This window comes from Rossellomorea aquimaris, from assembly GCF_008180865.1.
GTDB classification, from domain to species: Bacteria; Bacillota; Bacilli; order Bacillales; family Bacillaceae_B; genus Rossellomorea; species Rossellomorea yichunensis.
In genome coordinates this window covers 316,475-341,940 of the sequence record NZ_VTEX01000002.1, presented here as the reverse complement: position 1 = coordinate 341,940, position 25,466 = coordinate 316,475, and the positions used below count along the sequence as shown (strand labels likewise).

The 25,466-nt window shown below is 44.0% G+C and carries 27 protein-coding genes and 1 pseudogene; 19 read left to right on the top strand and 9 right to left on the bottom strand.

Annotation, left to right across the window (positions count from 1 at the left end; genetic code table 11):
* Positions 1–231: 231 nt before the first annotated feature.
* The 15 genes from FZC88_RS09175 to FZC88_RS09105 all read left to right on the top strand — a co-directional run bounded on the left by FZC88_RS09175 (position 232) and on the right by FZC88_RS09105 (position 12,392).
* The gene (locus FZC88_RS09175; RefSeq protein WP_187443558.1) at positions 232–1,758 is read left to right on the top strand and encodes a M3 family metallopeptidase; all 1,527 of its coding nucleotides are present in this window, start codon (positions 232–234) and stop codon (positions 1,756–1,758) included.
* A 54-nt stretch (positions 1,759–1,812) separates the two neighbouring features.
* Positions 1,813–2,355, top strand: coding sequence for a ribonuclease FAU-1 family protein (locus tag FZC88_RS09170; RefSeq protein ID WP_148995142.1), 543 nt, complete (start codon positions 1,813–1,815; stop codon positions 2,353–2,355).
* 144 nt (positions 2,356–2,499) lie between these two features.
* On the top strand, positions 2,500–2,976 hold the full coding sequence (locus tag FZC88_RS09165) for a DUF2975 domain-containing protein (RefSeq protein WP_148994553.1): 477 nt from the start codon (positions 2,500–2,502) through the stop codon (positions 2,974–2,976).
* Between the two features lie 9 nt (positions 2,977–2,985).
* Complete coding sequence (locus FZC88_RS09160) at positions 2,986–3,204, top strand: helix-turn-helix domain-containing protein (protein ID WP_148994552.1); 219 nt, start codon at positions 2,986–2,988, stop codon at positions 3,202–3,204.
* 23 nt (positions 3,205–3,227) lie between these two features.
* On the top strand, positions 3,228–4,040 hold the full coding sequence (locus FZC88_RS09155) for a DUF817 domain-containing protein (RefSeq protein ID WP_148994551.1): 813 nt from the start codon (positions 3,228–3,230) through the stop codon (positions 4,038–4,040).
* An 11-nt stretch (positions 4,041–4,051) separates the two neighbouring features.
* Positions 4,052–4,306: a hypothetical protein gene (locus tag FZC88_RS09150; RefSeq protein WP_148994550.1), complete on the top strand. Its 255-nt coding sequence runs from the start codon at positions 4,052–4,054 to the stop codon at positions 4,304–4,306.
* Between the two features lie 168 nt (positions 4,307–4,474).
* Complete coding sequence (gene spxA / locus FZC88_RS09145) at positions 4,475–4,870, top strand: transcriptional regulator SpxA (RefSeq protein WP_148994549.1); 396 nt, start codon at positions 4,475–4,477, stop codon at positions 4,868–4,870.
* 97 nt (positions 4,871–4,967) lie between these two features.
* Positions 4,968–5,381 carry an RrF2 family transcriptional regulator gene (locus FZC88_RS09140; RefSeq protein ID WP_148994548.1) on the top strand — a complete coding sequence of 138 codons (414 nt, stop codon included), beginning with the start codon at positions 4,968–4,970 and terminating at the stop codon, positions 5,379–5,381.
* A 90-nt stretch (positions 5,382–5,471) separates the two neighbouring features.
* A complete protein-coding gene (locus tag FZC88_RS09135) occupies positions 5,472–5,807 on the top strand; it encodes an IDEAL domain-containing protein (RefSeq protein WP_148967864.1) in 336 nt (111 codons plus the stop codon).
* Positions 5,808–5,992: 185 nt separating this feature from the next.
* Complete coding sequence (locus FZC88_RS09130; RefSeq protein ID WP_148994547.1) at positions 5,993–6,805, top strand: MBL fold metallo-hydrolase; 813 nt, start codon at positions 5,993–5,995, stop codon at positions 6,803–6,805.
* 87 nt (positions 6,806–6,892) lie between these two features.
* On the top strand, positions 6,893–8,632 hold the full coding sequence (locus FZC88_RS09125; protein WP_148994546.1) for an ABC transporter ATP-binding protein: 1,740 nt from the start codon (positions 6,893–6,895) through the stop codon (positions 8,630–8,632).
* Positions 8,629–10,407, top strand: a complete 1,779-nt coding sequence (locus FZC88_RS09120; RefSeq protein WP_148994545.1) for an ABC transporter ATP-binding protein — start codon at positions 8,629–8,631, stop codon at positions 10,405–10,407. The genes FZC88_RS09125 and FZC88_RS09120 overlap by 4 nt, the downstream gene beginning before the upstream one ends.
* 237 nt (positions 10,408–10,644) lie before the next feature.
* Positions 10,645–11,061: a GNAT family N-acetyltransferase gene (locus tag FZC88_RS09115; RefSeq protein ID WP_148994544.1), complete on the top strand. Its 417-nt coding sequence runs from the start codon at positions 10,645–10,647 to the stop codon at positions 11,059–11,061.
* 259 nt (positions 11,062–11,320) lie between these two features.
* On the top strand, positions 11,321–11,629 hold the full coding sequence (locus tag FZC88_RS09110; protein ID WP_148994543.1) for a hypothetical protein: 309 nt from the start codon (positions 11,321–11,323) through the stop codon (positions 11,627–11,629).
* 271 nt (positions 11,630–11,900) lie between these two features.
* Positions 11,901–12,392: a sensor histidine kinase gene (locus FZC88_RS09105; RefSeq protein WP_148994542.1), complete on the top strand. Its 492-nt coding sequence runs from the start codon at positions 11,901–11,903 to the stop codon at positions 12,390–12,392.
* Between the two features lie 144 nt (positions 12,393–12,536).
* Here the strand turns inward: FZC88_RS09105 and FZC88_RS09100 are convergent, their stop codons facing one another.
* From FZC88_RS09100 to FZC88_RS23955, 3 genes and pseudogenes are all read right to left on the bottom strand, one after another.
* Positions 12,537–14,750 (bottom strand): hypothetical protein, encoded by a 2,214-nt coding sequence (locus FZC88_RS09100; protein WP_148994541.1) that lies wholly within the window; start codon positions 14,748–14,750, stop codon positions 12,537–12,539.
* A 553-nt stretch (positions 14,751–15,303) separates the two neighbouring features.
* Positions 15,304–16,083, bottom strand: a pseudogene (locus FZC88_RS09095) (putative hydro-lyase); the annotation flags it as partial.
* 84 nt (positions 16,084–16,167) lie between these two features.
* Positions 16,168–16,326 (bottom strand): hypothetical protein, encoded by a 159-nt coding sequence (locus FZC88_RS23955; protein WP_187443556.1) that lies wholly within the window; start codon positions 16,324–16,326, stop codon positions 16,168–16,170.
* Positions 16,327–16,401: 75 nt separating this feature from the next.
* On the opposite strand from FZC88_RS23955, the gene FZC88_RS09090 reads away from it, so the two are divergent.
* Positions 16,402–17,415, top strand: a complete 1,014-nt coding sequence (locus tag FZC88_RS09090; RefSeq protein WP_262371811.1) for a cupin domain-containing protein — start codon at positions 16,402–16,404, stop codon at positions 17,413–17,415.
* A 138-nt stretch (positions 17,416–17,553) separates the two neighbouring features.
* Here FZC88_RS09090 and mce read toward each other — a convergent pair whose 3' ends face one another.
* The 3 genes from mce to FZC88_RS09075 all read right to left on the bottom strand — a co-directional run bounded on the left by mce (position 17,554) and on the right by FZC88_RS09075 (position 20,015).
* Positions 17,554–17,979, bottom strand: a complete 426-nt coding sequence (gene mce / locus FZC88_RS09085; protein ID WP_148994539.1) for a methylmalonyl-CoA epimerase — start codon at positions 17,977–17,979, stop codon at positions 17,554–17,556.
* Between the two features lie 117 nt (positions 17,980–18,096).
* On the bottom strand, positions 18,097–18,879 hold the full coding sequence (locus FZC88_RS09080; RefSeq protein WP_148994538.1) for a YibE/F family protein: 783 nt from the start codon (positions 18,877–18,879) through the stop codon (positions 18,097–18,099).
* The gene (locus FZC88_RS09075) at positions 18,876–20,015 is read right to left on the bottom strand and encodes a YibE/F family protein (protein ID WP_148994537.1); all 1,140 of its coding nucleotides are present in this window, start codon (positions 20,013–20,015) and stop codon (positions 18,876–18,878) included. The genes FZC88_RS09080 and FZC88_RS09075 overlap by 4 nt, the downstream gene beginning before the upstream one ends.
* Before the next feature lie 397 nt (positions 20,016–20,412).
* On the opposite strand from FZC88_RS09075, the gene FZC88_RS09070 reads away from it, so the two are divergent.
* The gene (locus FZC88_RS09070; RefSeq protein WP_148967873.1) at positions 20,413–20,739 is read left to right on the top strand and encodes a four-helix bundle copper-binding protein; all 327 of its coding nucleotides are present in this window, start codon (positions 20,413–20,415) and stop codon (positions 20,737–20,739) included.
* 49 nt (positions 20,740–20,788) lie between these two features.
* Here the strand turns inward: FZC88_RS09070 and FZC88_RS09065 are convergent, their stop codons facing one another.
* Together FZC88_RS09065 and FZC88_RS09060 are read right to left on the bottom strand one after the other, a co-directional pair.
* Positions 20,789–21,472, bottom strand: coding sequence for a response regulator transcription factor (locus FZC88_RS09065; protein ID WP_148994536.1), 684 nt, complete (start codon positions 21,470–21,472; stop codon positions 20,789–20,791).
* Between the two features lie 18 nt (positions 21,473–21,490).
* A complete protein-coding gene (locus tag FZC88_RS09060; protein WP_148994535.1) occupies positions 21,491–22,852 on the bottom strand; it encodes a sensor histidine kinase in 1,362 nt (453 codons plus the stop codon).
* A 173-nt stretch (positions 22,853–23,025) separates the two neighbouring features.
* On the opposite strand from FZC88_RS09060, the gene FZC88_RS09055 reads away from it, so the two are divergent.
* Together FZC88_RS09055 and FZC88_RS09050 are read left to right on the top strand one after the other, a co-directional pair.
* Positions 23,026–23,622, top strand: a complete 597-nt coding sequence (locus FZC88_RS09055; protein WP_148967876.1) for a YdhK family protein — start codon at positions 23,026–23,028, stop codon at positions 23,620–23,622.
* A 246-nt stretch (positions 23,623–23,868) separates the two neighbouring features.
* Positions 23,869–24,225: a hypothetical protein gene (locus tag FZC88_RS09050; RefSeq protein WP_148994534.1), complete on the top strand. Its 357-nt coding sequence runs from the start codon at positions 23,869–23,871 to the stop codon at positions 24,223–24,225.
* A gap of 123 nt (positions 24,226–24,348) precedes the next feature.
* On the opposite strand, the gene FZC88_RS09045 is transcribed toward FZC88_RS09050, so the two are convergent.
* Positions 24,349–25,371 (bottom strand): serine hydrolase domain-containing protein, encoded by a 1,023-nt coding sequence (locus FZC88_RS09045; RefSeq protein ID WP_148994533.1) that lies wholly within the window; start codon positions 25,369–25,371, stop codon positions 24,349–24,351.
* Positions 25,372–25,466: the final 95 nt, after the last annotated feature.

The window sequence follows — 25,466 nt, the reverse complement described above, 5'->3', positions numbered from 1 at the left end:
TAATTCCGTCTTTATCGTGCTTGAAGGAAACTTCTGAATTTTTTGATCATCTTTCTGTTAACAGTACCTCTTGAGCACATGTAAGAGGTTTTTATATCTACTCTTCTTCCAGTTAATAGAGATAAAAAATAGCAGGATGTTTCACATAAATGTAGAAGCATAAACAAAGGAGTTTGCTGGATATACCAGTTAATAAAGAGACTGAAATAATTTTCGAAAGAGATGATCATGATGCTAAACTTCAACCGTCTTAATCACATAACAAACGCAGATGAATGGAAACAAGCCTATGACGAAGAAATCCATAAACTCGACGAACTTTATCAAGAGGGAGAACGCTTATATTATAAGATGTATGCGGAAGGGATAGAGAGTGGTCGAATCGCTGAAATCCAAAGAATCAAGCATGAGTTGATGACGGACCTGGCAATCATACAGACGTTGTCATCCTGGAAAGATTCGCTCCGTGAGGACCCTATATGGCACAGAAGACTCCATGTTTTCTTATTGAGGATGAGGCAGGAGGCACTTGAAAGCCATCCGGAGCTTACAAAGATTCAACAAAGGCTGCAAGCAAGCCTTATGGATAGTACGTTTATGGTTGATGGAAAAGAATATAATCTCGGCTCGGTCCATTCCAATATTCTGGAAAATCCTGACCGTGTGTTTCGCAGGAAGCTTTTTCTTGAAGCTCAGAAGAGTGGGGAAGAGAATGAGGATCTGTTTCGATCGTTAGTCATCAAACGGAACGAGCTTGCGGTAAGTCTCGGTTACTCCGACTATTATCACTTTAAATGCAGCCTGAAAGAAGTGGACATGGATTCTTATTTGGGAGAAATGAATGCACTGCTTGAAAGAACGAAAACAGTATCAACCCAATGGGAAAAGAGGATAAAAGAAAAATTCGGATGGGATACCCTCCATTATTACGACCAATATTTTTCAACATTCCATTTCCATCAGATCCAAAATGATTCTTTCCATTCAAACCGTATGAAGGAGGTATTGGGTGATGTTGTAGACAGTCTGGGAAAATCGATCGATGAAATGCCTATTTCCATCGAGAGCCTGGATATTCCATATGGTGGCTTTTGCCTCAATATCAATCCTAATGAACTGAAACTGGTCGTCAGTAAACGTAATTCCTATTCTGCTTTCCTGTCGGGCATCCATGAGCTGGGACATGCCATCGACGGCCATTATGCCTCCTACAAATATCCGGAGCTGTATCGATTCTATTCAAGTATCGCAGCCGAAGGGGTGGCAGAGCTTTTTCAAACGATCATCACAGATCAGGCCTTTCTTATGAAAAAATTTGATCTTTATGAAGTTGACTATGTACAAATGAATGAAATCCAACAACTCATGGACTTGAAGATGGTGAGGATCAATCACTATTTTAGTTTAGTGGAATATGAATTATATCAACGTCCTGATCGAAGCTTTCAAGAAATAGCAAATGACTGCTATACGTTTGTCTTTGGCTATGAGGGAGAAGCGGGTCATCCGGCGAACATGATGTTCTATGTGGAGAATCCTGCTTTTTTTCAGGATTATAACATTGCCTTAGCCATGAGGGACATGATTCGCCACAAGTTCAAGATCAAGAGCCCTTACGGAAATAAGGACGTTTTTCATGAGCTTCTGACGAAATTCATTGAGCCGAACCAGCTTTATTCCTGGAAGCAACGTGTAGAAGCGCTTTGCGGGGAATCTCATACCTTTGCATATTTGGCGGAAAGGTTATCGGAAGAATAGGTCATGGGACTGATTGCACGAGGACATAAATAGAAAAAGGTTTGAGGGATCATGATGCTTAAAAGAAAATATGGAAACCGTGCGGATTGGAAACGAGTGATCAAACGAAAATATGTACAGACGTATCTCGATAACGGGGAATATAAGGGCTATATCACTTTATTGAATACAATAAAAGTAACGGAACCATTATCTGTTCGTTATGGGGAAAAGAGTGTGTGTATTGTGGATGATGGTTATATGTGGTTGCAGCAATTTCCAAACAATAAAAATCATTCAGTAACGACGATGTTTGATGCAGGTGGTAATATCGTTCAATCGTATATCGATATTTGCCTTTGCAATGGAATAGATAATGATATTCCCTGGATGGACGATTTATTCCTAGATATTGTCTTATTACCAACGGGAGAAATCATTGAAAAGGATGCGGATGAGCTTGAAGATGCATTATTGAAAGGAAACATTGATAAGCCTCTTTACGATTTGGTATGGAATGAAGTGAAAACCATAAAAGGTCTCATAAGAAAGGGCAACTTTGACTTGATAAAATGGTCACATAGCCATAAGGAAATCTTATCTAACCGTTTGAAGTAGCTTGCATTAAAGCATTTTTTTCTCATAAGGAATGCTTTTTATATTGTCTAATACACTAATAGTAACTTAATATCGATAAGTTTTTATTGCGAAACGATAAATTATGTATTAAGATAAAATTGGATTTTAATAAGCGAGGTGCTTTTGATGAAACGAGAAACACTCTTTTTGAAAATAGCTGTTTTTCTTATAGGAACCCCGGTTCTTGCTTTATGTGTATTCGGGTTGCCCTGGTTAGCGAAGGATGCGGCTGGTTCGGAGCTGGCATATTTGATAAATGGTATCTTAGTTGTGATGTATGTATCTGCGATCCCGTTTTTCGCTGCCTTGTATCAGGCGATCAGGCTATTAAGCTATATTGACAAGAACAACGCGTTCTCGGAATTATCGGTCAAGGCTTTAAAGAATATAAAATATTGTGCAACCACCATCACAACCTTGTATGTGGCCGGGATGCCTCTCTTCTTTCTCATGGGAGAGATAGACGACGCCCCCGGGGTCATCGTGATTGGAATGATGTTTATTTTCGCCCCACTTGTGATTGCGGTGTTTGCGGCAGTTCTTCAAAAGCTATTAAAAAATGCCATTGATATAAAATCAGAAAATGACTTAACGGTCTGAGGTGAAAATATGGCGATTATTATTAATATTGATGTGATGTTGGCAAAAAGGAAAATGAGTGTGACAGAGCTATCGGAGAGGGTTGGAATCACGATGGCGAACCTTTCTATATTGAAAAATGGAAAGGCAAAAGCGGTTCGATTATCCACTTTAGAGGCGATCTGTAAGGCATTGCAGTGTCAGCCTGGAGATCTTTTAGAATACAAAAGTGAGGAAGACATTCAATAAACACAGGGTTTGGAGGCAAAATCATGAGAACATTAAAACAACTCGTTCGTTTTGGTTGGGAGCAGGCCCTGTCCTGTTTGTTCCCTGTCGTCATTTTTGCCTCTTTGGCTTTGACACAAATCATCCCGCTTCCACTACTACCGCGGTATGACTGGCTGCTCATCATCTGCCTCCTGATGCAGTGGGGAATGCTGCGTGCCGGGCTTGAAACACGGGATGAACTCAAGGTAATCACCTTGTTTCACCTGATCGGGCTTGCCCTGGAACTTTTCAAGGTCCATATGGGCTCGTGGTCTTATCCCGGGGAAGGGTATTCCAAAGTGTTCGGGGTGCCTTTGTACAGCGGATTCATGTACGCAAGTGTGGCGAGTTATCTTTGTCAGGCGTGGAGGAGGCTTAAAGTGGAACTGGTGAAGTGGCCACCGTTTTTGGTCGTTTTTCCACTTGCTGCTGCGATATATTTGAATTTTTTCACCCACCATTACTGGATCGATGTTCGCTGGTGGTTATCGGGACTCGTTCTGATCGTCTTTTGGCAAACCAGGGTCCTGTACGAAGTGGGAGGAATCCGTTACCGCATGCCACTTGCCCTTTCATTTGTTCTCATCGGATTTTTCATATGGATTGCCGAAAATATCGCCACGTTCTTTGGCGCCTGGGAATATCCAAATCAAACAGATGCCTGGAGCCTCGTTCATCTGGGCAAGGTGAGCTCCTGGCTCTTATTGGTGATTGTCAGCTTTCTGATCGTGGCGATGTTGAAGCGGGTAAAGGGGAACGGTTCGGTTCAAGTTGGATCGGATCAACTTACCACCGGACATTACGAACGAAGTTAGGAGAGATAGGTTTGAAAAAATCGTCATTCGTTATCATCCTGCTCCATATCATCATCTTTTTTCAGTGGATCATGAACTCAGGGTACTTGTTTTCAATGGTTGGAATGATACTCTGGATTGCGTCGGTAGCTTTAGGTTTTATCATTCAAAGACAGCTGGATAAAGCCACGATAATAAGAAGGGTATTGGTTATATCCAATTGGTGGATGGTGTTTTTAATGGTCATGACCGTGGGAATTTATTTTGCTGTGAGTTCAATGCCTTAACCTTAAAGGGAATTTCTCTAGAAGTGGGGAAGTTTCTTTGTTTTGATAAAAATGATAGTTGACAATTCAAACTGTAAATATTAATATTACAGTGTATCCAGATAAAAAGAATTTTTTTAAGGTAACTGTTACTTTTTTTATTACAATTAAGAAGGAGTGAGTAACTAAATGGTCAATCTATACCTGACACCAAGCTGCACATCCTGTCGTAAAGCAAGAGCATGGCTTGATGAACATTCAATCGAATATGTGGAACGCAATATGCTGACAGAACCGTTGACACCTGACGAGATCAAATCGATTCTTCGCCTGACGGAAAATGGAACAGAAGATATTATTTCCACTCAATCAAAGGCTTACCAGGAACTAAGCGTAGACATTGATTCCTTGCCGCTCCAGGATTTATATACATTAATCAGAGAGAATCCGCAAATGCTGAAGAGACCCATCATCCTGGATGAAAAGAGATTGCAGGTTGGTTATAACGATGAAGAAATCCGCAGCTTCCTTCCGAGAAAGGTTCGTACTTTTTCATACAAAGAATTGCAAAAAATGGCCAACTAGAAGGAAGTAACCTAAGCTGTGTTCTTGACTGCCTAAACTGTAATGTGTAAAATTACAGTAAGGATCACAACGCAGCTTTTGATTTAGGAGGCAGGCCATGAATAGTGACTTTACTTTAGCCATTCACAGTTTAACGTACCTCGCACTGAAGGCAGATCGCATGTCGACAAGCGATGCCATTTCAGAGAGTGCAGGGGTCCATCCAGTCCGCATTCGTAAAGTCCTGAGTTTGTTAAAAAAACAAGGGTTTATTACTTCAAAAGAAGGAACGGGCGGCGGATTTATCTTTGTCCGGGAGTTAAGCGAAATCAACCTTTGGGATATCTATAAAATCACCTCTGAAGGTTCACTTCAGCCGAAATGCACGGACTCTAACGAGGAGTGTGTAGTAGGGGCGAATATGAAGAGCGTTCTCTTTCACATTTTCCTGGGTGCGGAAGAACAACTGGGGGACTATTTAAAGCAATACACCATCAAAGATATTGTCGATATGATCAATAAAGAAAAATAGAGGAAGGCTGGAAAATAGCTTTCTTTTGATTTAAATGTAATAAATAACTTTACAGTTAAGCTGGAATTTTTTATAAGAAGGTGAATATGCATGATGTCAAACGATCAATCGATCTTAAAAACGGGAGATTGGATCAAGGGTAAATCCTATTCAGGTGAATTAGTCATCGGTTACATTGAAAACCTTGATATCCAAGGAGAAACCGTAAAAGCTAAAGTCGTGACAAGTGATAATAAAACCATTGAAGGCAAGAGTATCCCCCTATTGAGCAAACAGGTGAAAAAGATACCTGCTGCGAATGTGAAAAATAAGGAACAAATCCAGTACCTGATTGACCTGGCGCTTGCAACGGGTGATGAAGAGTGGTTCTTGGAACTGACTGCGAAGTTGAATTCCATGCGGGAGCTTGCAGAGGGGATAAAGTGAACATCATGAAAGGAGCTGAAGAGCGTGATTCTTCAGCTTTTTTTTATTGTTGATTGACCATTCAGGGGATTAACCCTCTCCTCCTAAAGTCGTAGAATACATTTGACCATTTGGTGGAAGAGAACTACTAGAAAATGGAATATAATGAAATCAGATAAAGAGACGACAAGAGGAGGAGATTTACGATGAACAAATATGTGTGTACAACATGTGGAACCCAATACCCTAAGAGTCATGAAGAACCTGAAAGATGCCCCATTTGTGAGGAAGAACGGCAGTATGTCAATCCGGATGGTCAAAGCTTTACGACTCTCGATGAAATGACAGAGAGCGGAGTCTATCAAAATACCATTCTGCAAGAAGAACCGGGACTTTACAGCATCACCACCACACCAAAGTTCGGCATCGGGCAGACGGCCTATTTGATTACAACTGGCGGCTATAATGTTTTATGGGACTGTGTGACGTATCTGGATGAGGAGACGATCCAAACCATTGAGGAGTTAGGCGGCATCGATGCGATCGCGGTTTCCCATCCGCATTATTACTCTGCCCAGCTGGAGTGGGCTGAACGGTTTGATGCGGAGGTTTATCTTCATGTGGATGACCAGACCTGGGTCATGGAACCCGGGGAGCGGATCCGGTTTTGGGACGGGGAAGAGTTGACCTTGAACGAAGGGATTTCACTGCACCGTCTTGGAGGGCATTTCAAAGGGGGAGCGGTCCTTCACTGGGGGCAGGGAGGGATTCTGTTGACGGGTGATATCATTCAGGTCGTGGCGGATACGGATTGGGTCAGCTTCATGTACAGCTATCCGAATCTCATTCCCCTGCCGGCAGGTAAAGTGAAGGAAATGGCAGAGAAAGTAAAGCCTTTATCTTTCCATAAGCTTTATAATGCCTTTCATCGCGTGATAGCAAAAGATGCCAATCAAGCGGTCCAACGATCTGCAGAACGATATATGAATGCTTTGGAAGGGAAACTGTTCTCTACATAATAATGGAAGGGTCCCCTCACTCTATTCGAATTATAGTGAATATTATAAAAAATTGGTATAAAATAAAATTTTGTGAGGGGGTCAATCATGAACTTATTAAAAACAACATTAAATCATTTTAAGCCTTATTGGCGGAAGCTATTAGTGGCTCTTGTGTTTGCCATCATAGGCGGTCTCTTTACGATCGTGCCATCGATTCTTGTGAAGCGGTTGGTGGATGATGTGATCGTGGGAGGGGACTTGGATTTCTTAGTCTGGGTCGTAGCCGGGATCCTCGGTGCGTACTTAGGAAAGTCCCTGTTTGAGACGATGCAGGAATATGTTCAGGTGAAGATCGGTCTCGATGTGATTACAGACATGCAGATCCGGGCCTTCAGAAAGTTGCACCGGACTCCGATGTCGTTCTTTTCAAAGACGCCGAGGGGAGATATGCTTTTCCGGCTGACTCATGATGTGGAGTCGATTCAGAATCTGAACAATACGGTTGTTCCACGTATCCTACAGCAGGTTGTAGGTGCAATTGCGGCTTTTTCCGCGGTGTTTGTTTTATTTTGGCCAGCTGCCATCGTGATGTTTGCCGTATTTGCGATATATATCGTTCCCTCTTTTACATTGGGGAAGAAGATGCGAAAGATGAGCGCGGTCCAGCGGGAGATGAGTGCGGATATGTATCAGCATCTGCAGGAAAGCATTGAGAGTGTGAGGTTGGTGCGGACTTACCAGACGCAGGATGTAGAAGTCGGTACCCAGGAGAAGAAGCTCTCTGATTGGAAGCAGTTCTCGATTCGGGCTGCCCTCATAGGGAAGGTGAATTGGCGACTGGGGAACCTGTTCAATATCGCGGCTCCCGGTGTCGTGATGCTGATCGGTGGGTGGGCGATCTGGGATGGGACGATCACGGTCGGAACCCTCGTTGCGTGCCTGAGCTTCATCCCCATCATGTTTCTGCCGGTCAGGTCCATGGCGGAGCATGCCTTGACGATTCAGCAGGCGATTCCTGCCCTGCAACGAATCTACGAATACTTTGATCTGCCAGAAGAACATGGGGAGAAGCTTCCTTCTTTTGGCCAGGTAAAAGGAAAGATTGACTTGGAGAATCTATGGTTCTCGTATCCTGGTAGTGATAAGCAGGTTTTGAAAGGAGTTTCATTGTCTCTGAGTCAGGGGAACCACATTGGAATCGTCGGAACGAGTGGAGGAGGAAAAAGTACTCTGGTCCAACTCTTACTTGGACTGTATGAACCTCAGCAGGGTTCCATACTAATTGATGATAAGAACTTATTTGAATACAACCGGAACAGTTTCAGACAGCAGGTCGGGGTAGTGTCTCAAGAAACGTTTCTTCTAAATAGCACACTCCGGCAAAATCTATTGTACGGAAAACCCGATGCAACCATGGAGGAATTGGAACAGGCTGTGGAAGCGGCGGGCTTGAAAGAATTGATTGATTCCCTCGAGGAGCGGTATGAAACGGTCGTCGGGGAGCGGGGCTTGAAGCTCTCAGGTGGTCAACGGCAGCGCGTTGCCCTTGCCCGGGCGATCTTGAGACAGCCGCCTGTGCTGATCTTCGATGAAGCGACTTCCTCCCTGGACGGGGAAACGGAAGAACGGGTGCAGGCATCCTTAGAGAAGCTGATCCCGGGCCGGACGACGATTACGATCGCCCACCGCCTCGTGACCGTAAGAAATGCCGATGTGATCATCCTCCTCGATCAGGGAGTGGTGGCGGAAAAAGGAACCCATGAAGAGCTGCTCCTCATGCGAGGAAAGTATTATGAATTATACAAAGCCCAATACAGCGAGCTGGAAAAGGAGATGATCGGATGACGGCCACCCAAGTGAAGAATCGTGACGGAAGAAGGGTGCTCAGCTTCCTTCGTCCCTATAAAAAGTGGGTCATCGCAGACTCCATCGTCATTGCGATCAGCCAGGTGTTTTCGGCCCTGATCCCGACCCTTGCCCTCAGCTGGCTGGTGGATACGATCATCCCCAATGAAAACTATAACTGGCTATGGGGGCTCATGTGGCTCTTGATTTTATCAGCCGTACTGGACCTAGTCATGATGGTGATCGACGAATATTTCTGTCATCAGACCGCGAAGACTGTGACGAATTGGCAGAAGCTCAGATTGTTCCGTCATCTGCAGATCGTCCCGTATTCGTTCTATCATCATAATCCCACGGGGGAAATGCTTGCGAGGGTGTCGGATGATCCGGATACGCTCCATAATTTCCTGGCTTGGGAAGGCTCGACGTTCATGGCGAGCGTGCAGGGGGTCTTCATTTACAGCCTGGTGCTGTTCTGGATTCATCCATACTTGATGATTACTAGTGTTGTCCTCGGCGTGATTTTCTATTGGACTTCTAATTATGTTGGGGCAAGGACCCGGTCTGCTTCTGCTGATGCAAGAAAAGAAGCGTCGAGATACCTGGAGAGATTAAGAGAATCGGTGACGGGGATTCACCTGTCACGTGTGATGGGTGTCTCTGAAAGTGAAGTGGACAGTGTCATTTCCATCCGGGACACCTTCGTGCAACACTCTGTAAAGGAACTGAAAGCAAGGATGCAGTCGGTGGTGGTGATTGCGAGCTATAACGGATTTGCTTTAGGTCTTGTGTATTTGATCAGTACGTTACTAATATGGAATCAGGGGCTGACGAGTGGACAGATGCTGACAGCCGGGGGACTCGTGACCATCGCGGCGAATGAAATGCAGAAACTGCTCCGGAACTGGCTTTCAGTCAGACGGACGGGGCCGGCACTGGATCGTTCTGACATCCTGCTTTCTGAGGAAGCTTCTGAAGCTGAAGTGTCAGAAGGCTTGCGTGGCGAACGGGCAGTCGGGAACATCCGCCTCCAGGACGTGGCTTTTGCTTACCCGGATAAAGAAGAAAATGTGTTAAAAGGTGTGTCATTTTCCATCAGTGCCGGGGAGAAATGGGCGTTGGTCGGTCCGAGTGGATCGGGGAAATCCACGATAGTCGATCTGCTATTTAAGCTCTACGATACGGGAGTCGGACGGATTGAAGTCGACGGCCGGGATATCCGGGAATGGGATACAGCATGGCTCCGTTCGCAAATGGCCATCGTGACCCAGGATGTGATGCTCAGAAGCGGGACACTTGCAGAAAACTTGCGCATAGGAAAGCGTGACGCAACGGATGAAGAGCTCTTGAAAGCATTGGAGGATAGCGGCTTGGGCGAGCTCATCGAAACCCTGCCTGAAGGACTCAATACCTCAGTCGGTGAGAGGGGAAGCCTGCTTTCAGGAGGGCAGAAACAGCGGTTATCTCTGGCTAGAGCACTCTTAAAAGACGCTCCGATCCTGATTCTTGACGAAGCGAGTTCGGCACTGGACCCGATCACAGAAATCAAGATCAATGAAGCAGTGATGAGAGCCGGGAAGAATCAAACAATCATCATCGTTTCCCATCGATTATCAACGGTTTTATCTGCTGATACTATTGTGGTGCTGGAGGATGGAAGGATTGTGGAACAAGGAAAACATGCGGATCTGCTTCTGAATCAAACGGGAGTGTATTCGAGACTGTTTGGCAGGGAAGCTGAAATGGGCGGGAAGACGATTGATTATGTGTCGTGAGGAAGTGAAGGGGTGGTTCTATTGTTTGGAACCGTCCCTTTTTATTATAAAAAAAATACCCTTGACCTAAACCAAGGTTTAGGGTGTACCCGATTTCTGGTTGAAGCAGAAGTCGGTTTTTTACTTTGAAAGCTCGAAAGAAGGGCCAACTGGATCACCCCTGGGAGGATTTTTGAGACGTTTTGTCGAACTATTAAACATCGAATAGTAAGAAATATCTATTATTGGAGGATCCCCATGAAACAGTATGAACTCATGCCCAATACAACCCCGACCCTGGAAGAATACGTAACCTTATGTTCAAGTGTCGGATGGGAAGAATATATGAATTTTGACGTTGCCGAGACCTCATTGGCTCATTCGGTGTACTCTGTCATGGTAAAGGATAGGAATGAAGTAATCGGGATGGGAAGGATCGTAGGGGACGGTGCGATATATTTCTACATTCAGGACGTGGTGGTCCATCCCGACTATCAATGTAAGGGAATCGGAAAGGAAATCATGGATGAATTAATGCGCTACATCAAAGAAAAGGCCCCCAGTAAGGCTTTCGTGGGGCTGTTCGCTTCACAAGGAAAGGAAGCTTTCTATGAACAATATGATTTCAAGGATTACTCACCGAATATGACAGGGATGTTTAAAGTGAATCCATAAGAGGGACGGACCTCATCTGCATCCGATTAAAGACCTAAAATTATGAAGGCATACATGATGAACCATTCAGCTTTATTAAACGGATTACTGATCAACCTCCTTGTCATACTGATCACTGTCTCGCTAGTTGATTTTTACCATTTATCAAAACGAAGTATGAAAAAAACGCATACGGGGCCTTTTCAAATTCTTATGACCAATATGTTGCTGATTATACTAAGTGTGTTGCTTTCAATCCAATTGCATATGGGGTTCCTTTATGATTTGCGTTTCATTCCTTTTTTTAATAGGTGGTATACACGGGGGAAGAAAGGTCCTGCTGGGTTTGTCTATTACGATGATTGCCGTCATAATCCGGTTTATGGGAAACGGATTGGTTGTCACGATTATCTTAACCATCTTATCTAGTGTTGCCATATACTATCTGTCTCCAAAGCTATCTGAAATGACCTGGAGGTTTAGAGTATACTGTCTTACCCTCTTTTCTTTCTGCAATTCAATTCTGGGTCTTTTAATTCCTTCGATTTTCTTTGATGTCAAGGATTACCTGGCATTTGCGATTGATTAATTTGTTCTGACGGTATCCACATTCCTTGTTTTTTACCTTTGTGAGATGATCAGGCTCACTGTAATTCTTCAACTGGAATCTATGAAATATGAAAAGATGCAGGTCGTCAGCCACCTGGCAGCAAGCATCAGTCATGAAATTGAATTCCGCTGACAACAGTCAAAGGCTTTCTTCAATTAATTAATTAATTAATTAATGAAGATCAGTCAAATCCCTCGTTCAATACTGAATTATCGAAGGTTGCTGTAAGTGAAATCGACCGGGCCAGAGAGTGATTAAACATTACTTGTCCTTTGCCAAGCCTCATCCGGCGGAAGAAGTAGAACTGGATGTGAGAATGGAAATCTTGCGCACTAAGGATATCATTATGCCTCTTGCCCTCCAAAAAGGGGTGACGATGGATGTTGAATTAATTCATATTCACTCCATCAAGGGAGACTCTAATAAGCTTCAACAAGTTCTGATTAATGTGATGAAAAATGGCATAGAAGCAATAGAATCAGGAGGTTCATTAAGTGTCATCAGCTATGATGAAAAGGAAAAATTGTTCATTGCTTTCCAAGATACGGGAATAGGCATGACCTACAAACAAGTAACGCGACTTGGTGAACCGTACTTTTCCCTGAAAGGAACCAAAGGGACAGGTCTTGGTATGATGACAGTCTATCAAATGGTAGATGCGATGAGTGGTAAGGTTAACGTCCAAAGTAAGAAATGTCATGGCACGACCATCACTTTATCATTCCCTTCAGTAACAGGATGAGGGGCGGACCTCTTAGAGGTTTCCTCTCATCGTTACTCAAATATTTTTCTCATTGTAGATAATTCTTTTTAAGGTCTTATGGTAAAGGTCCATAGAGTGTGTGAAAAGGAAATAGCAGCCCTCATCAGGCTGCTATGTTCAGTTCTAAGGACACCCGATAATGAATGATGTTGGATCTGTAGCAGCGGTAAATGGACTGATGGTTTCGAACGTAGTGGTAGTATTATCAGTAGCGAAAATAGTCCAGGTGATGGTATTATTCATTCTATTAAGGATGGCTGTGATCTTAGCATCAAAAGTTCTGGCTGGACCGTTATTGATTCGTCCATGGATGGTCCCTTCAACTATGGCAGTCGTTAGGTTGTCCTCACAGAATATCTCCGTACGACGTCCTTGAGTAAATTGAAAGTTATCCCCATTCGAGGCGTTAAAGACAAAGTTGAAATTATCAACGGCAGGATTACATATTCCTTGAATACCTGACCCGCATTGCACGACCGTAATGTTTAATGTCCCTAAATAATCTTGAACATGACCGAATCTAACGACACGTATATTTGCACCGGGCTGTGCCCTTCCTTGGGTGTTAAGCCTAAAACGGCATGGGCATTCAGGAGGTGGGACAGGGCAGTTAAGATTGACAGGAAAAGGGCCGGCGGAGATGCCATTTCCACCAAGGGAAGTGGCTGCTGAGATTTCTACTGTCCCTATGGCTCCCTGGTTAGGACTTAGTACCGCTGAGTAGTTTCCATTTGAATCTGTAATGGCAGGGTTTGGTGAGATGAAGGCTATATTTGGATCAACATTGAAGAAAACAGCAATTTTTTGGGCAGGTGTATTTCCACATAAGACCCTGCCTGATATAGGTGCACCATCACAGCCGACTGTTCCTTCAGGCGGGATCAGGGTAAGTGATTCCCCATCACATACAAGGCATTCCACCCTTACAAAGTTCGTGTTGAAGACGGGAATTCCAAAGACGACTGCCTCCGCAGTATAAGGGACACCTTCCTCTACCGGGGTGATAGGTTGAACGGTGGCAACACTAGAAAATGATCCATCTGGTTCTGTGATTGGATTCGGGGTTTCAAAATTTAATATTGGACTGCTTAGATTGACTGTAATACCCGGTACCGGAATGCCTTGGCAAAGGACTCTGCCCGTAATGACTGTACGGCAGCTGATTGGTCCCGGGTTGTCCAACTCGACTACTGGATTCTCGCATCGACAGTTCACTGCAACATTACGAGCCGGTGACCTTACTTCCTCTCCACCTATCATGGCTGAGGCAATGATTGTAATCGTTTCTATCACGTTAAGACCAGGCTTCAATGTAGCTGAATAGATGCCATCAGCATTGGTGATGGCGGGATTTGGATCCACGATTACTTCTCCTGAAGATATAAGAGTCAAGTTTACAGGGGCGTTTGATATCGGTTCTCCATTACAGGTGAACCTGCCTGTAATGGTTCCTCCATCGAATCCAATCTGTAATTCAGGTACATTCAATGTCAATTGTGGTGTTGTGCAACGTACACAATCTACAAACACATTCCCCGTAGCAGTAGTTTCCACTCCGTTAAAAGTGGCTTGGGCTGTATAGTCAGCCTCTTGGCTTGGAGTGTTGAAATTAATCGTTACTACTGAAGAAAATTCTCCATTCTCGTTCGTGACCGGATTAGGAGTGATAATATTCAATATTGGTGAACCTGATAAGGTAATCGGAATATTGGCCACTGGTTCATTGTCACATGTCAGTCGACCTGAAATGGTTCCATTACAGCTGATCTGATTTGGACCATCGAAAGTGATTTCCAGATTTTCGCACCCTGGGCATATGACTTCATAAGATTCCGGTTCTGAGCGAACAGTGGTTCCTCCAATTGTTGCTGTCGTGACAATCGTAACTATTTCACGAGCTCCTGGAAAAGCCAGTATCGTAGCTGAATAGACTCCTTCATTGTTAGAAAGAGTGGGGTTTGGTGTCACAATAACTTTTCCTGAAGCTGAGGTCACTTCAAAACTGACCTCCACGTTCGGAATCGGCAGACCTTCACAAGTTAATCTGCCAGATATCGGGGTCCCGGGACAAGTTACAGTTCTTAACTGACGAGGAGCAGCTTGTACTGCTTGGGTAGGGGTGATGATAGGATCTGGACAATTAATGCATTCCACTCTTGCAGTAATAGAGGATCTGATTGTTTCTTCTATAATGACAGCCGCAGCTGTGATGATGACATTTGGCGTAATGGGGGTGTTCCGGTCAACGATTGCAGTTGTTACGAACTCGCCCCTGCTATCAGTTACAGGATTAGGATTTTCAAAGGTGATGCCGTCAAAGGAAGAGGTCAAGTTCACCGTCACTCCCTTGAGTGGTCTGAGATCGCACCTCACCTTCCCACGGATCGTTCCGCTGCAACTGATGGTCCCCACCCTATTCAATGTTATTGATGGATTTGTACAAACACCGCGAGGGAAAAGACCTGGACAACCAGGCGGGAAAATATTCTTTGTGGAAGAATTAGGAGTGTAAGACTTTTTTTTCCGCAAATCTATCACAAACCTTTCAAAAAATTATATTATCCCTCTATTTTATGTCACTGAAAATTGACAGTTCTCTATAAATCTCCAAATTAAGTGAAAATGATTAAAGTGTCTATGAAATTAGTAGATAAGCAGAATTTTTTACGGGGTCTCTTACAATCTTGCTTGATATATGGAGGTACCTTATTCACCCATCGGAAGTATAATGATGGTAGTAACATTGAAAAAAAGTTTTCTTAACGAATGGAAATGTCCGTTTACGGACTCAATAATTCGAAAGAGAAGCTAACCCCAAGAAAATCCTTGGTTCCATTATAAATAGACGGGGACGGACTTCCTTCTTAACATTTAGAGGTCCGTCCCTCCATCATTTCTCTTCGTTTAAATATTCTTCATTCTTCCAATCCATCACGAACATATGACCAGGGGCATGGGTCATCATGAAGGGGATCTTTGCATGCAGGGCAACTGCTTGAGGCGTCACGCCGCAAGCCCAAAACATTGGGGTTTCTCCTTCCTTGATGCCGACAAAGTCACCAAAATCGGGGCGGGTGATGTCCCCGATGCCGATTTCAGTAGGGTCACCGATATGGACAGGAGCCCCGTGCATTTTAGGGAATAATGAGGTGATGTCGGCTGCTTTTTGTACCAGGTGATTCGGGACCGGTCTCATGGAGACGACCATTGGCCCTTGGAACACACCGGCTTTTTCCGTCTGTATATTCGTCTTATACATGGCAACATTCTTATTCTCCTCGATATGCCGCAAAGGGATCTCTCCCTTGATAAGCTGACTTTCAAATGTAAAGCTGCACCCGATGAGAAAAGTGACGAAATCATCTAGCCAAACATCATCAATCCGCGTTTTCTTTTCCGCCAATTGACCATGTTCATACACGTGATAGAGGGGGATATCGGTTCTGATGTCGGAGCCTTTCCCATATGTTGATTCGAATTCACCTGCTTCCAGCACTTCGACGATCGGGCAGGATTTGGGATTCCGGGTGGTAAATAATAAAAAGTCAAAGGCGTACTCCTTAGGCAGGACGACTAAATTGGTCTGTACATAATCCTGGCACACACCGGATGTATGGGATCGGTGTTCCCCGTTTCGGATGCGGTTTCTTAATTCTGACGGTAACATGGGTTCAGTCCTTTCATTCGGTTGATTGAATTTTCTCTATTTTAACACAGGAAGTCCATCGATAATGAATCCGTTTACTGTAATGGGCTAGTCCTTCCGCTTTCTCCTAAACAAATAAATCACCAAAAAGCCAAGAAATATCCCTGCACTATAGGTAAGGATAAACGATAAATCCTGCTTTCCGATCAGGATCAGTCCGATAAAGACGAAGATTCCGACCAGGAACGGAAAATACCAGCGTTGCATAAAGATCACCTCATTCACTCTTTTTCCAAATGCATCCATTTGTTTACTATACCCGGACGATAGAATGGTAATCTCTTGAACGTAAATCCGTTCGAATGGGTAAAAGCACATTTTTCTGGTACTGACATAAGATATCTTGGTAAAAATCTGAAGGGAATGAGCAGCATGTACAATGTTCCGATGACGTATCCGTATCAGCCTTATGCGAATCCAAACCCTATGGCAAGAACCGGGGAGGAAGCGAATCAGGCGATTGCTGAATTCCTTTTCGACGGGATCAGTAGAAAAGCGGCAACAGCCGATCTGTACAGCCGATTAGCCCATGCAGCCCCGAATCAATACCACCAGCACGAACTTCTTCAACTGATGGAAGACGAACAGCGTCACTGGTGGCAACTGACCAATCTATATACTTCGCTTACGGGAAGTCAGCCGGTTTATCAGGTAGAGAGTGTTCCATTCCATTCTTACCGGGATGGACTGCAGAGAGGATATGAAGCGGAGTTGGCGGATTACGAACAGTTCCGGATAGGATGCCTGAACGCGCAGCATCAGCCGGTGTATGAGGTGTTCGCGAATGCGTGTAAGGATGAATGGGAGCATGCGAGGCGGCTAAGTGTGCTGGGAGGGGATGAGGACAGTCGGATGGCATCGATGGATTATGGTCCTGCCCCTTTTGTCGTGAATATCGACGAGGCAACGGTTCAAAATGACACGTTCCGCACCGCCATTTGGACGGGGGGCCATCTTCAGGTGACCTTGATGAGTATTAATCCGGGAGAGGATATCGGGTTGGAAATCCACCCGGACCTTGATCAATTCCTTCGTCTTGAACAAGGGCAGGGAATCGTCCGGATGGGGGACCAGCAGGATAACTTAACTTTTGAGAGAGAAGTGAAGGAAGATTATGCGATCGTGATTCCGGCTGGGACGTGGCATAATTTGATTAATACGGGTGATACGCCGATTAAACTCTATTCTATTTATGCCCCGCCTCAGCATCCACGTGGGACGGTTCATGTGACGAAGGCGGATGCAGAGGCTGCTGAAGCTGCAGAAACAGGTCGTGGGTATTATTTTAGGGAATAGGGATTCATGTTGAGCAAAAATGGCCGTGCATGATTTGGCAACCAACAGTTCGTAAGACGGGAATATTACGAAAGAGTGGTCGTTGAGGGCACAAAAAACGCATTGAATTCAAGTTGAGTCCAATGCGTTTTTGTTTGGCTAGATTTTTTCTCCATCGGGATAATCACAGTACTCAATGATCGTGCCTTCCGTATCAGCAGGGTTCAAATAGATCAATCTTCTGCCATGCTTGTTGATGCGAAGGCTATCCTCCAATGTGCGGATCCCCTGATGCTTCAGTTCTTCCAGAGCGGCATCGAGGTCATCCACACGATAGGCGATGTGATGGACGCCCTTGCCTTTTTGCTTGATGAACCGTGCGATGGGTGATGTATCATTATTCGTCGGCGCAAGTAATTCTGTTCTGGCACCGTCCACCTCCATGATCGCAATTTCGCTTTCGACACCCTTGGCATCGCTTCGATAGCGGTCGATCAGCTTTGCCCCGAGAACATTCTCGTAAAAGCGGATGGTATCTTCTATGTTTCTGACAGCTACTCCAATATGGTCGATTGTTTTTTTCATGGTCATTCTCCTAAAGTCTGAATCAGTGTAGGTGCTATCTTACCATATCATTTTGATGACGTGAAAGAATCGGTTTGCCTCTGCTTTTTTGTAGAAGTTTCGATCCAGTAAAATTTTTTAACGTTCAATCCTGTCACTCGCCTCGCTTCTCCGACTCACTAAATAGTAAGCCGTGATCCAGGAAGTGACCGGAATCGCGAGGGCGACACCGATCCCTGCTGAACCGATGAAGATCATTTCGGAACTGAATACTTTGGAATTCACGATTTCCCCGATCGAGTAGGATAGGTCCTTGAACCAGATGAGCAGTCCCATATAGCCTCCGAAGAAAGCAAAGAATAGCGTATTCGTGCTGGTTCCAAGGATATCCCTGCCAATGCTCAGCCCCGAGGAGAATAGATCTTTTCTGCTGATAGCAGGATTGTGATAGGCGATTTCACGCATAGGCGAGGAAATCGAGATGGATAGGTCAATGATGGCACCGATCGTACTCATGATGATCATGGAAGCCCCGATTTTAACAAAGTCCACTCCGACAAATAAGGAAAACGCCCCGATTTCCTCGGTTTCCTCTTCACTGAATCCCTGGATCATCGCGTGATCGGTCAACATCAGGATGAAGAAGAGCAGTAAGCCGGTGGTGATGATCGTCGAAAGAAAGGCTGTTACCGTCTTGATGTTGATCTCACTGATGAAAAACAGGGATATGCAGCTGATCAGGGTGCAGGCAATCAGCGTCAGGATGATCGGATTCAGATTCGGATCATTCATTAAGATAATGGTGAAAAGAAGCACGCCGAAGTTAAGAAATAGAGCGACAAAGGACCGGGCACCTTTTTTTCCACCAATCGTGATCATTAAGATGAAAAGGATGGCTGCGAGATACAATTGTACAGTCATGCTCTAGCCTTCTTTCTGCTGACAAAAAAGATGGATATAAAGATGGCGATCGGGATCGCCAGTACAATGCCGATTCCCCCGGTCAGTGCCCTCGCCATTTCCAGTGAAAGATTCATGGAAAGGGTGAATCCAAGTGGGGAAGCATTTTTGAAAAACAAAATGAGCATGGGAATAGCTCCGCTTATATAGACGAAGAACAAAATATTCGTCATCGTTCCCATGATGTCCTGGCCGATATCAAATCCCGACTTCCTTAACGCTTTGATGGAGATGTCCGGATTCTTCTCATAAAGTCCGAAGATGGACGACGATAGAGTGATGGCGACATCCATCACCGCTCCTAAGCACCCCACAAGTATCCCTGCCATGAACACCATTTCATATGGGCGGGTCAGGAACTGCATCTCCTCATAACGAAGACCGTTTCCAGCGGTGAATCCGACCACAACATAGGCGATCAGGAGCGTCATGAACGTTCCAATCAAGGTCGCAACAACCGCTGCGTACGTTTTTTCATTAAAGCCATTGACGAATAAAAGGGATATGCCGGTAAACAAAATCACCCCGATGCTGCATACCACCAACAGGCTTATATCCTCTGAATTCAGGTAAATATCCAGGGCATAGGACAGGATGACGGCATTGACTCCAAGGGTGATCAGGGAGAACAGCCCCTGCTTCTTACCGACCACCAATAAGAGAAGGATAAAAACCCAGCCAATGATCATCATGTATGTATCCCGTTTGACGTCTTCTATGTTCCCTGTCAGCTCTATTTTTCCTGATGGAGATGAATCGATACTTACGAATAATTCATTCCCGGGACGATATTCCTGATCGGTTGCCCCGGAGGAAGAATACTCATTGGTTAGAGTGATCGTCTCACCCCTTTGATCCCCGTTCTTCAGCTCAGCTACGATCTGCTGGGAGTAGAGCTTATCCTTATTTCCGTTCATATCCTCCATCTCCGTCGTTTCCACAATCTTCGTACTGATCACTTCGGCAATCGGCCGATCATACCATTCATGATTGTGGTAGACGAAATAGAGGGAAGCGGCCACGCAAAGTGCGAGGATAAAGTAGATAAAAAGATGTTTGGAACTCATGTACTTGCGTTCAGTTATTTGTGCAAACATCCAATCATACCTCCAAGATTTAAATCAATACTAATATATATATGCGGTGAACTAAAAAAGCTCATCCATCCGGTATTCCATTGGTTACTTGCACTAATGGAACGAGCATTTATTCATTATTCCATAAAAGGTGAGGTTAATCAAAAGAAGGGACGGACCTTGTGCATCAATAAGAAAGCATGAGGTCCGTCCCTTTTTATACCTGCCTAGGCTTATATTATGGGCATGTTTCCAAGATGACCTTGTTTACCCTCTAATTGTGCAATAAATATGCAAATGAAACGAAACTTCTTTCTAATTAAATATATCCAACTTATCCGTTTATTACAGAATGAACGGGATATAGTAAACGTGTATTAAGTATATGAAATACACAATCTTAAAGGAGGAGTTCACATTGTCACACGAAAAATATCAATCGGTCATCAACGCATTACATGAATGTATGGTAGCTTGTAACCATTGTTACGATTCTTGTTTAAAGGAAGAAGATCTCAATATGATGAAAGAATGTATCCGGTACGATCGGGAATGTGCGGATATGTGTGCATACTTAGAACAATCCTTAGTAAGAGGGACACCATTTGCATCTGATCTCGCTGGAGTATGTGCTGCGATTTGTGAAGCATGTGGGGAAGAATGCAAGAAGCATGATCATGATCATTGTCAGGCATGTGCCGATGCTTGCTTCAAATGTGCAGAAGAATGTAAGAAAATCGCCTAATGGAGTGAACAAACAAAAGATCAAAGGATAGGGTTCCTTTGATCTTTTGTTATATTTTCCACTGGTAGCCAATGCCCCATATTGTTTTCAAATGAGGTTCAATGGGGAAACCTGCTTTCTTCAGCTTTTCCCTTAAATTCCTGATATGGGAATCCACAGTTCGGATATCGGTCGTGGAATGGATATCCCATACCATGAGAAGGAGCTGTTCACGGGTGTATACCCGTTCTGTGTTCTTCATCAAGGAGTGCAGGATTTTATATTCTTTTAACGTCAGAGAACTGATTTCATTCTCATATTTTAACGTGTAGGAGTCTCCATCCAACGTAAAAGCCCCTCTGGTCAAGCGTTGATCATCTACTTGGTCATACTGTTTGATCCTTCTGAACTGAGCATTCACGCGTGCGACCAGTTCCCCTTCATCAAAGGGCTTCGTGATATAGTCATCAGCCCCGGCGTTTAAGCCTTTTATGACGTCATCCTTATCCCCCCTGGCCGTTAACATGATGATGGGGACATTTGAAAACTCTCTGATTTTTTCACAGGTCTGAAAGCCACTAAGCTCAGGCATCATGATATCTAATATGACCAGGTCTACAGAATGTTTCTTAACCGCCTGAATCGCGTCATAGCCGTTATTTTTCTTTTTGCATATATACCCGTGAGGCTTCAGATAAAGTTCCAGCAGGTTCAGCATCCTTCTTTCATCATCGATTAATAAAATGGTATTCATCAGACTGACCTCCAAGCTTCACAGTATAATGTTGATCGATGTTCCCTTATTTCGTTCACTTTGGATGGAAATTTGACCGCCATGTGCTTCCACCAGTTCTTTCACAATGGATAGCCCGAGACCGGATCCGCCAAATTCCCTGGAACGTGATTTCTCCACCCGGTACATCCTGTTGAATACTTGTGGAAGTTCCTCCGGTGGGATGCCCATTCCCTGATCGTTAATCACGAGGCTCATATTTCCTGATTCGGTTGGCTCAACCGTCACCTCCGTTGTTGAATGAGGAGGCGAATGGTTTAGGGCGTTATCCAACAGGTTCAGAACGATTTGCTCGAGACGTATTGGATCGGCATGGAAAGGGAAATCCTCCTTCACAGTCAAAATGAGATCGATTCCCTTTCTTTTAAAAACAGGAGTTATCTTGTTGATGACTTTATGAAAAAAAGGGTCCGAATTGATGGCTTCAGTTTGAATGGAGAAATTGTTTTCATCAATTTTTGCCAGCTCAAATAAATTTTCTATTAACGTCAGGATGGTTTTGGATTCTTCCTGGATAATGTTCAGATATTCTTTTCGTTCAGATTCCGGGATGTCCTCTCGAAGAGTCACATTGGCATACCCTTGTACATAGGTCAGGGGGGTCCTGAGCTCATGGGAAATATTAGCTAAGAATTCAGTGCGCTCCCGTTGAATGGTTTCTAAATCTGACGCCAGCCTCTGAATGGAATCCGAGAGATCCCCAAGTTCATCCTGACCGAGTTCCGGAAGTTTCACCTCGAAATTCCCTTTGCTCAATTTTTCCGTCGCCTGCTTCATTTTTAATAAGGGGCGCGTGAGGATTTTCGATAGGAGAAAATGGATTCCGGTTAAGATGATGAGACTCAGTATTCCTGCGAGAAGGAAATGACTGTTCAATTGGCTGATCAGGTTCCGTAACGGTGCGGCGCTTTTGAACATATAGACATATCCTTCGTTCTGTTCACTTTCGAAGGATGTGACGGTAGCTAAATAATTCATATCCTTCCAATTTGATTCGATGACCATTCCTTCACGAGTCAGTGTTTCAGGGGTGACTTGGATTAGTTCACGCATCCCATCTGTTAATTCACTTGAACCAATGATGACGTTATGGCTTCGATCTGTGATCACGACTTCCGTTTCTGTTTTCGATTCCATGAGGGCAATGTGGTGGAGTGTCGTTTCTGAATAGTGATCCTCTAGCACATCACGGTGACTGTTTCCCCGGGATAGAATCGATTCAAACTCCTCATCGACCCGTGTATCAATGATATTGTCATGTAGATAGAGCATCAACAATCCTTCCATCACGAGAACCGCGATCGTAAAGTAGAGGGCTAACTTGGTTGAAATTTTATTCATGGTATAACCTCATTTTGTCATTTCCTTTATTTTAACGAAAAAATATGAAAAAACTATGCACAATGCCTGACATCCGGATAGCACTTGTCATAAATTCTTCATGATTCTATTTCCGTTCTCCATATAAATTGCAATTTTACTGGGTAAACTTGGTTGAGAAGATAAAAAGGAGGATGACCATGACTACAAATAGTAAAAATACGATCCTGTTACTCGTTACAGCACTGTTTCTCCTATTGGGAGCCTGCTCCAACAATGGAGAGGATACGGGACATGAAGGCGGAAATGATCAGGAGATGAAGGAAGAAATGGACGGAATGGATCATGATGACATGAACCACTCCAGTTCAGGAGAAGTACCGGAAGGCTTGAAGGAAGCTGCCAATCCGACATATCCAGTAGGAAGCAAAGCCATCATCCAAGATGACCATATGAAAGGAATGAAGGGAGCAGAAGCCTCGATCTCAGGTGCTTATGAGACCGTCGTCTATACCGTTACCTATACACCGACCACTGGTGGAGAAAAAGTGAAAGACCATAAATGGGTCATCCATGAAGAAATTGCCGGTCATGGGGAGGAACCTTATACCTCCGGTGATGAGGTCGTATTGGACGCAGATCATATGGAAGGGATGAAAGATGCGACTGCCACAGTGGAATCTGCTGAAGAAACTACGGTGTATATGGTGGATTTCACACCCGTGACAGGTGGAGAAGAAGTAAAGAATCATAAATGGGTGACAGAGAGCGAGTTGTCACCAGCTGAATAAAGGATAGTTTATGAAACCATTGACCAAGAGCTTATTCTAAAAGGATAGGCTCTTTTTTATATGAAAAATGAAAAGAACTTCATTCTGTAAAACTTTTGGTAATTTATGTTATTGTAGATGGTGTAAATTAAGAATTCTTGACTCCGGTGTGAGTAGATTCGGTGAAATGGGGATAACGAATATGACAAGCACGTCAGGCTGTTTTAGCGCAAGGATTATCCAATCTGGGATTTGCCTGGGGGAGCAGTGGAACAGGGTGAAAAGCTTATTAAAAGCGGTAAGAAAGATGGGAATCTAACGCAGGCATGTGAAAAGGAGGGTGGAAGAGTGGAGCCTTATGAGTTGAATAAACCTCTGAAAATCGCAATCAATGTTTTCCTGCTTTCCTTTATTATAGCGGCATGGATCATGATGTTTGATGACCAGCCTCAAAATGACTCCATCGGCTGGATGTCTCTAATCGCTTTTTGGGTGTTTAAGGGCTTATATGACGCAGTGATGAATCTGAAGAATGGAAGGAAAAGGACGCCTTTACTAGACTTGCTTTTAACCTTTGTTGCGCTTAGTGTTTTAATATGGGGAATTAAGAGATATTTCAATTGAAGGTGTTGGAAAAAAGGATGAATATCTTAACTTGAGGTATATGGAAAATGACATTTTAAAGAATGGGGTTCCATCGTTCTTCGATGACTGAATGTCCAGACGATGGAACCCTAGTTAATACGCTCAGATCCCGAAATGTCCTTCAAGGGCTTTTGTCACTTCAAACGGTCCCGATTCTCTATTGGACGGAATCGCCAGCTTCAAGTCAAGTTTAGGATAATAAGAGGCACGAAAGCTGACTCCGGGATCATATCCCATCACATGAAACTTGTAGATTTCATCATTCCTTTGGTTCATCCAGATTCCATAACCATAGTGCACTTCTCCGTTCACATGGACATGAGGGGTCAGCAGTTTCCCGGTCGTTTCTTCATTTACTAGTTTATAAGAAAATAAAGCTTCCCAAAGGTTCATCATATCTGATGCTGTAATAAACGCCCCGCCGTCAGCCCCGCCTTTTACAGGAATTGAATAGAGGTTGGTTCTCCATGTATTCTCTTCCTCTATATATCCCACTGCCGTATTTGGAGGAAGGCAGTCCAATGAAAAATAGCCTGAATGGACCATGCCTGCTTTATGGAAAATCTCAGATTCTATGTATTCTGTAAAAGACTGCCCTGTTTGCTGTTCAATGATCAATCCCAATAGGATGAACCCTGCATTATTATAATGAAATCGATCGCCGGGAGTGAATTTCATCTGACTTGATTGAAAGAATGGCAAAAAGTCCTGTAGTGATCTCATATGATATACAGGTGTTTCTTTCCACAGATCTTCAAAATCAGACATCACTTCCTCATCGAAATAATCCGGAATGCCTGATGTATGTGTCAAAAGATGATGGATGCTCACACGTTCATCATAATGAGGAAAGTCGATATCCAAACAATCCTTCAGACGAGTGTCAAAAGAGAGTAACCCTTTTTCAACCAATTGACCTATCCCTATGCTCGTGAATAACTTACTCCCAGAGGCAATCCCGAATCGTGTACCCGGGGTGTTAGGAATCTGGTCCGATCGATTCGCAAAGTCATGTGCGCTTTCTGATAATACTTCTGTCCCTTGTTTGACGAGGACGACACCTGAGAAGTCGAGTTCTTTGCAGCTTTCATGTATTAGATTATGCAGCTCTGTATGTTTGCTCATTGAATTTTCCTCCGTTATAGTCTATGACTTTACTAATTATATTAACATAAATTTCCTGTTCGGTGTGTGATCTATGGGACCAGCATAGATCACTT